A 9,596-nucleotide genomic window follows, 5' to 3' on the forward strand; every position below is an offset into this window, starting at 1 on the left:
AACGCCCCTTCCGACCGCATGCCCCGTCCGATCCTCCGTCCCCTGGAGCCGCCGCCGTGCACGACGACCGCAGCATCACCGAACACCGCCTGCGCCGGGTGCTCAAGGAGCGCATCAAGCCCGCCGTCCACACCCGTCCGGTCCCGCTCACCGTCGAGCGCTGGGAGGCGCCGGGCGAGCCCGTCCCGGTCGCCGAGGCGCTGGCCGCCCCCTACGGGCCCTGCGCGGCCGGCGACGCGTGGGGCCCGGCCTGGGGCACCACCTGGTTCAAGGTCACCGGCGCCGTACCCGCCGACTGGGCGGGCCGGACCGTCGAGGCCGTGCTCGACCTCGGCTTCGACCGGATGATGCCCGGCTTCCAGTGCGAGGGCCTGGTCCACCGCGGCGACGGCAGCGAGGTCAAGGGGCTCAACCCGTACAACGACTGGGTACGGGTGGCCGACCGGGCGGCGGGCGGCGAGCGGGTCGAGTGGTACGTCGAGGCCGCCTCCAACCCGGTCCTGGTCGACCACGCCCCCACGTACGAGGGCGACCGGCTCACCGCCTCCGGTCAGCCGCTCTACCGGCTCGCCCGGATGGACCTCACCGTCTTCGAGCCCGAGGTCTGGGAACTCGTACAGGACCTGGAAGTCCTGTACGACCTGATGACGCAGCTCGACGGGGGCGACGCCCGCCGGTACGAGATCCTGCGGGCCGTCGACTCCGCCCTGGACGAGGTCGACCTCACCGACGTCCCCGGCACGGCCGCCGCCGCCCGGGCCCGCCTCGCCGGGGTGCTCGCCGCCCCCGCGAACGCCTCCGCGCACCGGATCAGCGCCGTGGGCCACGCCCACATCGACTCCGCCTGGCTGTGGCCGCTGCGCGAGACGGTGCGCAAGGTGTCGCGGACCGCGTCCAACGTGGTCGCCCTGATGGACCAGCACCCCGAGTTCGTCTTCGCCATGTCGCAGGCCCAGCAGCTGGACTGGATCAAGACCCACCGGCCCGGCCTGTTCGAGCGGGTCAAGAAGAAGGTCGCGGACGGGCAGTTCGTCCCGGTCGGCGGGATGTGGGTGGAGTCCGACACCAACATGGTCGGCGGCGAGGCCATGGCCCGCCAGTTCCTCTACGGCAAGAAGTTCTTCCTCGAAGAGTTCGGCATCGACACGAAGAACGTCTGGCTGCCCGACTCCTTCGGCTACACCGCCGCGATGCCGCAGATCGTGAAGCTGTCCGGCTCCACGTGGTTCCTGACCCAGAAGATCTCCTGGTCCCAGGTCAACAAGTTCCCCCACCACACCTTCTGGTGGGAGGGCATCGACGGCTCCCGCGTCTTCACGCACTTCCCGCCCGTCGACACCTACAACTCCGACCTCGGCGGCGCCCAGCTCGCCCACGCGGCCCGCAACTACCAGGAGAAGGGACGGGGTTCGCGCTCCCTGGCGCCGTTCGGCTGGGGCGACGGCGGGGGCGGCCCCACCCGCGAGCACCTGGCCCGGGCCCGGCGCCAGCGCGACCTCGAAGGCTCCCCGCGGGTGGAGGTCGAACGCCCCGACGCCTTCTTCGAGAAGGCCCGCGCCGAGTACGGGGACGCGCCCGTCTGGGCCGGCGAGCTGTACCTGGAGCTGCACCGCGGCACCTACACCTCCCAGGCCAAGACCAAGCAGGGCAACCGGCACAGCGAATCCCTGCTGCGGGAGGCCGAGTTGTGGGCGGCCACGGCCGCCGTCAGGGTCCCCGGCTTCGGCTACCCGTACGAGGACCTGGAACGCCTCTGGAAGACCGTCCTGCTCCACCAGTTCCACGACATCCTGCCCGGCTCCTCCATCGCCTGGGTGCACCGCGAGGCGCGCGAGACGTACGCGCGGGTACGGGAGGAACTGCGCGGCCTCACCCTGGCCGCGCAGACGGCGCTCGCCGGGCGGGGCGAGGAGGAGCTGGTCTTCAACTGTGCCCCGCACGCCCGGCGCGGGATCCCGGCCGGCGGCGCGGGCCGGCCGCGCACGGGCGGGGAGCCGGTCACCGTCGAGGAACGGCACGGCGGCGGGCACGTCCTGGCGAACGGCCGCCTGCTGGTGGAGATCGACGGCCGGGGCCTGCTCGTCTCCGCCTACGACCTGGAGGAGGGCAGGGAGGCCCTCGCCCCGGGCGCCGCCGCCAACCTGCTCCAGATCCACCCCGACTTCCCCAACATGTGGGACGCCTGGGACATCGACTCCTTCTACCGCAACAGGGTCACCGATCTGGTGGACCTCGACGCCCTGGAGGTCACCGAGAGCGGACCCGAGGCCGCGACCGTCACGGTGACCCGCTCCTTCGGCTCCTCCACGGTGACCCAGTCCGTCACCCTGCGCTCCGGCGCCAAGACCGTCGACCTCGTCACGGACGTGGACTGGCAGGAGACGGAGAAGTTCCTCAAAGCGGCCTTCCCCCTCGACGTGAAGGCCGAACGGACGGCGTCCGAAACCCAGTTCGGGCACGTCTACCGCGCCACCCACACCAACACCTCCTGGGAGGCCGCCAAGTTCGAGATCTGCGCCCACCGCTGGATCCACGCGGAGGAGCCCGGCTGGGGCGTGGCGCTGCTCAACGAGTCCACGTACGGGCACGACGTCACGCGCGACGTGCGGCCCGACGGCGGCCAGACCACCACCGTGCGCCTCTCCCTGCTCCGCGCCCCGCGCTACCCGGACCCGGAGACCGACCAGGGCCGCCACACCCTGCGCTTCTCCCTCGCCCCCGGCGCCAATCTCGGGGACGCGGTCCGCGAGGGCCACGCCCTCAACCTCCCGGAGCGCGTGCTCACCGGCGGGGGCCCGGTCGACCCGCTCGTGGCGGTGGACGAGGACGCGGTCGTCGTAGAGGCGGTCAAGCTGGCCGAGGACCGCAGCGGTGACGTGATCGTCCGCCTCTACGAGTCCCGGGGCGGCCGCGCCACCGCGAGCCTCACCCCCGGCTTCCCCGTCTCGGCGGCGGTGGAGAGCGACCTCCTCGAACGCCCCCTGGCCGGCACCGCGGTCCGCCCCGCGAGCCCGTCCGGCACGATCCCCCTGACCCTGCGCCCCTTCCAGATCGTCACGGTCCGCCTCCACCGGCGCTGACCGCCGGCCGGGACCGGGAGGGGCGCCCGCGCTGCCCCTCCCGGTGTGGACCTCAGCCCGCCCTGCGGATCCGGACCAGGGCGTCGCGTGCCTGGGCCGTCGCCGGTGCGTCGTCGCCGAGCACTTCCAGGAGCGTGGGGTACAGGCCCGACAGGGAGATCAGTGCCCGCTGGAGCTGCCCCGACTGTTCCAGCAGCAAGCCGACCTGGAGCTGCGTGTCGAGCAACAGGGGGTCGTCGGACGGGCGAACGGGAACGAGGTGGGCGACGAGCTCCGAGAAGGCCAGGAGCGCTTCGGAGGCCTGGCCCAGCCGCAGTCGGCAGTGTGCAGCCTTCGAAAGGCATTCGGCGACGCGGGGCTCGTCGTCGGCCGTAATCCATTCCTCGGCCAGCTCCAGGTACTCGGGCAGGGCCGCACGGAACCGTCCGCCGTCGAAGAGGGCGTGCGCGAGTGCCATCCGTACCACAAGCGGCGCAACGCCCGCCTTGCCGAGGGTGAGCGGGGAAGGGGCCGGAGCGTCCGGCGCGGTCGCCGGTAGGGGACCTCCGGCGGCGGGAGCGGCCAGGCCGAGGAATCTGCCGAGCCGTCGCCCCAGGGCGTTCGCCGATGCGGGCCGTCTTCCCCGTGACTTGGCGAGGCACTCCATCACGAGCAGGTCCAGGGCCGGATCGATGCCGGGACATCGGTCCCGCAACGGCTTGGGGTCGAGGTCGCAGTGGCCGCGCATCAGGGACAGGGCGGTTCCCGTGAACGGGGGCTCGCCGGCCAGGAGTTCGTACAGCATGCAGCCCAGCGCGTAGAGGTCGCTCTGCTCGGTGACGAGAGCGGGTGCCTCGAACTGCTCGGGCGACATGTAGGCGCAGGTGCCGAGCAGCTGTCCGTCCTCGGTGAGCCGTGACTGAGCGGTATCCGGCATGGCGGCCACCCCGAGGTCGATCACCTTCACGTCTCCGTGTCCGGTGACCATGATGTTCGCCGGCTTCAGGTCACGGTGGACGACGCCCGCGTCGTGGAGGTGGGCGAGGACCTCGCTGATCCGCGCGGCGACGGCCACGGCCTGTGGCACGGAGAACCGGCGGCCACCGCGCAGGACCCGTTGGAGGTCCTCGCCGGGTACGAGTTCCATGACCATGTACGGGTTCTGCACGTCGGGGCCCAGCCGGGCGTCGTAGACGGCCGGGAGGCCGGGGTGACCGAGCCGGGCGATCAGCCTGGCCTCACGGCGGAAGCGCTCCCGGAGCACCTTCTCGTCCGCGCTGGGCGGGCCGGGGGCGAGGCGTGCCGGGTGGATCGTCTTGAGCGCGACGTGCCGGGCCAGCTCCCGGTCGTAACTGTCCCAGACCTGCCCCATGGCGCCGTGCCCGATCTGGTACCGCAACTCGTAACGGCCGTCCAGGACGGGAAAGTCAGTTGGCATCGTTGTTGTCCCCCGCCGAGGTCTCCGAGACCTCCGAGAGCTCGTGCGCGAGCTGGTCGAGGGTGCCCTCGCCCGGGATGGCCCAGTAGCGGGTGCCGGCCACGGCGGCCGGGGCGTTCCGTCGGCCGGACTCGTCCCAGATCAGCCGGACCAGTCCGGACGGGGAGTACTGCTTCCCGTCGGCCGCCCAGACCAGGGGCCGCCGGGCGTCGTTCACCCAGGTGGCGAGGAAGCGCCGGGGATCGGCGTTCAGCCACTCGCCGAACGCGGACTCCTCGGCCGGGCCGGGGCGGTAGACGACCTGGGCTCCGTCGGGGATGCGGCCGTGACCCACCAGCAGGCCGACCGCGTTCGGGCGGCGGGGTTCGCGGTGAGGGGGACGCCACGCCGACTCGGGGGAGTCCTGCCCCGTCAGGAGGGCGTGGCCGACGGCGTCCGCCAGTTCCCGGCACCTTTCCGGACTGACGAACACGTTGTTGAGGAAGACACGGGGGCCGAACAGGGCGTCGACCGCGCCGGTCAGGTGCGACAGGACCTGCCGGGTGAGTTCCGGTACATCGCCACCGGGTCCGTCGGCACGGTCCCGGCCGAGCTCGCGGAACACGATGTGGGCGATCAGGAGGCTGCCGCGCTCCGCTACGGCGACGGCCCGTCCGGCCAGGCCGAGGGCCGCCGCGTGCAGTGCCCCGTTCACCTCGCGGAGCAGTCGGACCGAGCGCCAGATCTCCGCTGCGGGCGGACGGGGGGCGAAGAGCCGCGCGTACACGCCGTCCGGTGCTGCGTCCCAGAGGGACGAACTGTCGCGGCGGAGCCCGGCGACCAGGGTCGGGTCGGGAAATGCGCAGGCCAGAGCGGTCGCTGCCTCGACCACCGTGCAGCCCGCGTCGGGGAGCGGCGGGAGCACCCCGCGCCGGTACACGTACTCCTTCCCCAGGGACGTGAGGAAGTCCTCTCGGATCAGAGCCTGCTGGGCGTCGAGGGCGACGGAGTCCTGCGGTTCCACGCGGTTCTGCGCGTTGGTGGCCGTCGACACGCGCGTGGCCAGGTCTCCGGGGGCGTCGCCGACGCAGACGACCCGGACGGCCACGCGTGCCTGTGACACCTGATCCGGTGCCTCCTCGTGGGCGTGGGCGATGGCGGCTACCGTCTGGGCGCCGTTGACGACCTGCGCGTTGTGCAGCACGAGCCGGGCGGGTCGCCGACCGAAGGCGACCCCCGTGGTGCTCACGGAGTCACACATCAACGTGATGCCGTTGTTGAAGTACCAGAAGGTCTCTGGTGTTGTGACGAGGGTCGAGATCAGGGACCGGTTGACCGGGGTCGGCCCCAGGTACTGCCGGATGTTGCGGTCGAAGAGTCCCGTCCCGTACTGGGCGTACCACTCGGCTGGCTCGACCGCCGACACGGTGCCCGAGTACGCGAGGTGCGGATTCGGCGTGACGTGGAAGCCGTCGACGAGGGTGAGGGCCAGGTCGATCGGTGGCGGGGCCGTGTCGCGCAGGGCCGCCGAGTGGAAGTCGGAGATCGCGAGCACCCGTGTGTCGACGATCTCCCCGAAGGTGTTGTACGAGGCCATCGCCTCTGACAGGAGGGAAGAGGCCTCGGCCGGTAGATGGCCGTCACCGGCCACGGCCATCACCAGGTGGATCTTGCAGGCACTCGAGGCCAGGACCCCGTCCACGCGCTCGGACAGCCGGTGGAAACGGTGGTTGAAGGACTCGTACTGGAGGTCGGTCAGTGTGCGCAGGCCCTCGGCCATCTTCAGCGCATTTTCGGTGGAGAGCCGCGCCTCGCCGCGATCGCTCCATTTCGCCTGGACCAGCCAGATCTCGGACGTCTCCCGCGAGACGGCGACGGCGTCGATGCCCTGGTCGTCGCTGCCGTCGATGACGCAGTCGGCGGCCTCCACCGCGCCGATGCCGCTCACCAGACGCGCGGCGCGCGCCGCGAGCGCCCGTGACAGGAAGGCGGCCTGGCGCTGGGACTCGGAGCGGGTGGCGTGGTCGCTCAGGTCGATGAGGCCGTCGAACTCCCGCCGGAGCGAGTCGCTGACGTAACCGATCTGGGGGGCACCGGAACCGGTGTTGCCGCTCACGGCAGCTCGGAGGCGTACTCGACGGTGAGCGGGCTGGCCACCAGACAGGGTGCGCCGCCCGTGGTGGAGGCGAGCCGGGCCGTCACGCGCGCGTAGCCGCGCGTCCACGAGGCGGTTCCCGCCTGTCCGCGATCGGAGTCCAGGGCGAGCAGGAGGTCGTGGATGCCGTTGCCGGAGAGCTCCGGCCCCGGTCCGGCAGGTGCGCCGGCTTCCGGATCTTGCTGGTCGGCGAGGGTCCGTACCACCTGACCTGCCTGGGTGACGAAGGCCGTGCCGATGCTGTCGCCTCCGGTGATCCCTTCCAGTGGGGGGCCTTCGACCGGCTCGGGAGGCTGCCCCAGCAGGTGCCGGGCCGAGCCGTGCATCAGCAGACGGCACCCGGTCTCGCGCTCGTAGCCGGGGTCCTCGCCGGGTGCGGGATCGGCGAAGAGCACCAGTCGGCGGAACCGGCCCGCGAGGCTCACCTGGCGCAGCGGGGCCTCGAAGTAGACCCACTGGCCGGGCCGCAGATCCGGTTCGGCGAACCAGCGGGCGGACTGTCCGAGGTGCTCGGACACCTGGTCCAGGTGCCGCTGCCGCGCGCGCTCCGTGTCAGTCACGGGAGCGTCGAGGTCGATCCCGCCGAAGGGCGTGCTCAACCGCAGTGCTGCGGTCCGGTGGACTCGGCGCGGCGCCGCCGTGAACTGGCGCAGCTTGTTGTCCGAGACGTAGATGAACTCGCGCAATGCAGCCCCCCGGCTGAGTCTGTACCCCGTACGCGTTCATCTTGCCATTGGTGCGGGGGCGGCCGGTGCCGGTGCCGCTGCCGTGAACTGCGCCACACGTTTCTCCTGTGAGGGCCCCGGTCCCCGGACCGGAGGCCGGGAGTCGGGCCCAACCGGTTATGCACCTAGTTGCAAAATGCCGCGCGCCTCGCTAGAACAGGTTCACCACCCCGCGCGAGGAGACGCCGACCCATGAGCCAGTACCCGCACCTGCTGAGCCCCCTGGACCTCGGGTTCACCACCCTGCCGAACCGCGTGATCATGGGCTCGATGCACACCGGCCTCGAAGAGCACCAGGGCGGCTTCGAGCGCCTCGCCGCCTTCTACGCCGAGCGCGCCCGCGGCGGCGCCGGCCTCATCGTCACGGGCGGCATCGCCCCCAACGACGCCGGCCGCCCCTTCGAGGGCGGCTCCCGCCTCACCACCGAGGACGAGGCCGCCGAGCACCGGGTGATCACCGAGGCGGTGCACGCCGAGGGCGGGAAGATCGCGATGCAGATCCTCCACTTCGGCCGGTACGCCTACCATAAGGACCTGGTCGCCCCCTCCGCCCTTCAGGCCCCCATCAGCCCCTTCGTGCCGAACGAGCTGACCGACATCGAGGTCGAGCGCACCATCGAGGACTTCGTCCGCGCCGCCCGCCTCGCGAAGCTGGCCGGCTACGACGGCGTCGAGATCATGGGCTCCGAGGGCTACCTCGTCAACGAGTTCATCGCCGCCGCCACCAACAAGCGCACCGACCGCTGGGGCGGCGCGTACGAGAACCGCGTGCGCTTCCCGCTGGAGATCGTCCGCCGCACCCGCGCGGCCGTCGGCGACGACTTCATCCTGATCTACCGGCTCTCCATGCTGGACCTGATCCCCGGCGGCTCCACCCTCGACGAGGTCGTCCACCTCGCCAAGGAGGTCGAGGCGGCCGGCGCGACCATCATCAACACCGGCATCGGCTGGCACGAGGCCCGCATCCCCACCATCGCCACCTCCGTCCCGCGCGGCGCCTACACCTGGGTCACCAAGCGGCTGATGGGCGCGGTGAGCGTCCCCCTCGTCACCAGCAACCGCATCAACACCCCCGAGATCGCCGAGGAACTGCTCGCCGACGGCCGCGCCGACCTGGTCTCCCTGGCCCGCCCCTTCCTCGCCGACGCCGACTTCGTCGCCAAGGCCGCGGCCGGCCGCTCCGAGACGATCAACACCTGCATCGGCTGCAACCAGGCCTGCCTCGACCACACCTTCAGCGGCAAGATCACCAGCTGCCTGGTCAACCCCCGCGCCTGCCACGAGACCGAACTCGTCCTCGCGCCCACCCGCCTGAAGAAGCGCGTCGCCGTCGTCGGCGCCGGTCCCGCCGGGCTCGCCTGCGCCGTCTCCGCCGCCGGGCGCGGCCACGCCGTCACCCTCTTCGAGGCCTCCGGCCACATCGGCGGCCAGCTCGACGTCGCCCGCCGCATCCCGGGCAAGGAGGAGTTCGAGGAGACCATCCGCTACTTCGGCACCCAGCTGGAGGCGAGCGGCGTCGAGGTCCGCCTGAACACCCGCGCCGACGTCGAGGCCCTGGCCGGCTACGACGAGGTGGTCGTCGCCACCGGCGTCACCCCGCGCACCCCCGCCATCGAGGGCGTGGAGCGGGACAACGTCGTCAGCTACCTCGACGTGCTGCGCGACGGCGTGCCCGTCGGCGAGCGCGTCGCCGTCGTCGGCGCCGGGGGCATCGGCTTCGACGTCGCCGAGTTCCTCACCGACAGTGGCGAGGGCGCCTCCCAGGACCCCGCCGTCTACTTCCGCCACTGGGGCGTCGACACCGCGTACACCGGCCCCGGCGGCCTCACCGCCCCCGAGCGGCCCGCGCCGCCGCGCCGGGTGCACCTGCTCCAGCGCAAGGCCACCAAGGTCGGCGCCGGGCTCGGCACCACCACCGGCTGGATCCACCGCGCGGAGCTCAAGCACCGCGGGGTCGTCTCGGTCGCCGGGGCGACGTACGAGAAGATCGACGACGAGGGCCTGCACATCACCGTCGACGGCGAGGCGCGCCTTGTCCCCGCCGACACCGTCGTCCTGTGCACCGGGCAGGAACCGCGCCGCGACCTGTACGAGGCGCTGCGCGCCGCGGGCGTCGACGCGCACCTGATCGGCGGCGCCGACGTGGCCGCCGAACTCGACGCCAAGCGGGCCATCCGCCAGGGCACGGAGCTCGCCGCGAGCCTCTGACACCTCCGGGGGCAAAGGAGTTGTGGCGGCCC

The 9,596-nt window shown here is 72.2% G+C and carries 5 protein-coding genes; 2 read left to right on the top strand and 3 right to left on the bottom strand.

All coding sequences use genetic code 11. From position 1 onward, the window contains the following. The first annotated feature begins 56 nt into the window (after positions 1-56). Positions 57-3,080 carry an alpha-mannosidase gene (locus tag ACFV0Q_RS13695; RefSeq protein ID WP_385004744.1) on the top strand — a complete coding sequence of 1,008 codons (3,024 nt, stop codon included), beginning with the start codon at positions 57-59 and terminating at the stop codon, positions 3,078-3,080. Positions 3,081-3,132: 52 nt separating this feature from the next. Here the strand turns inward: ACFV0Q_RS13695 and ACFV0Q_RS13700 are convergent, their stop codons facing one another. Genes ACFV0Q_RS13700 through ACFV0Q_RS13710 form a run of 3 tightly spaced genes read right to left on the bottom strand, consistent with a single transcriptional unit; the run spans position 3,133 to position 7,317 of the window. Further along, a complete protein-coding gene (locus ACFV0Q_RS13700) occupies positions 3,133-4,497 on the bottom strand; it encodes a protein kinase (protein ID WP_385004746.1) in 1,365 nt (454 codons plus the stop codon). Next, the gene (locus ACFV0Q_RS13705; RefSeq protein WP_385004748.1) at positions 4,487-6,592 is read right to left on the bottom strand and encodes an AIPR family protein; all 2,106 of its coding nucleotides are present in this window, start codon (positions 6,590-6,592) and stop codon (positions 4,487-4,489) included. The genes ACFV0Q_RS13700 and ACFV0Q_RS13705 overlap by 11 nt, the downstream gene beginning before the upstream one ends. After that, positions 6,589-7,317 (bottom strand): SAVMC3_10250 family protein, encoded by a 729-nt coding sequence (locus tag ACFV0Q_RS13710; protein ID WP_385004750.1) that lies wholly within the window; start codon positions 7,315-7,317, stop codon positions 6,589-6,591. The genes ACFV0Q_RS13705 and ACFV0Q_RS13710 overlap by 4 nt, the downstream gene beginning before the upstream one ends. A gap of 231 nt (positions 7,318-7,548) precedes the next feature. On the opposite strand from ACFV0Q_RS13710, the gene ACFV0Q_RS13715 reads away from it, so the two are divergent. Continuing rightward, positions 7,549-9,564, top strand: coding sequence for an FAD-dependent oxidoreductase (locus ACFV0Q_RS13715; RefSeq protein WP_385004752.1), 2,016 nt, complete (start codon positions 7,549-7,551; stop codon positions 9,562-9,564). Positions 9,565-9,596 lie beyond the last annotated feature (32 nt).

Origin of the sequence: Streptomyces sp. NPDC059564, assembly GCF_042735575.1 — a bacterium.
Classification (GTDB): domain Bacteria; phylum Actinomycetota; class Actinomycetes; order Streptomycetales; family Streptomycetaceae; genus Streptomyces.

Excerpts from the sequence above, each read along its gene's own strand:
- ACFV0Q_RS13700 (WP_385004746.1), bottom strand. The coding sequence starts at position 4,497 with ATGCCAACTGACTTTCCCGTCCTGGACGGCCGTTACGAGTTGCGGTAC.
- ACFV0Q_RS13715 (WP_385004752.1), top strand. The coding sequence starts at position 7,549 with ATGAGCCAGTACCCGCACCTGCTGAGCCCCCTGGACCTCGGGTTCACC.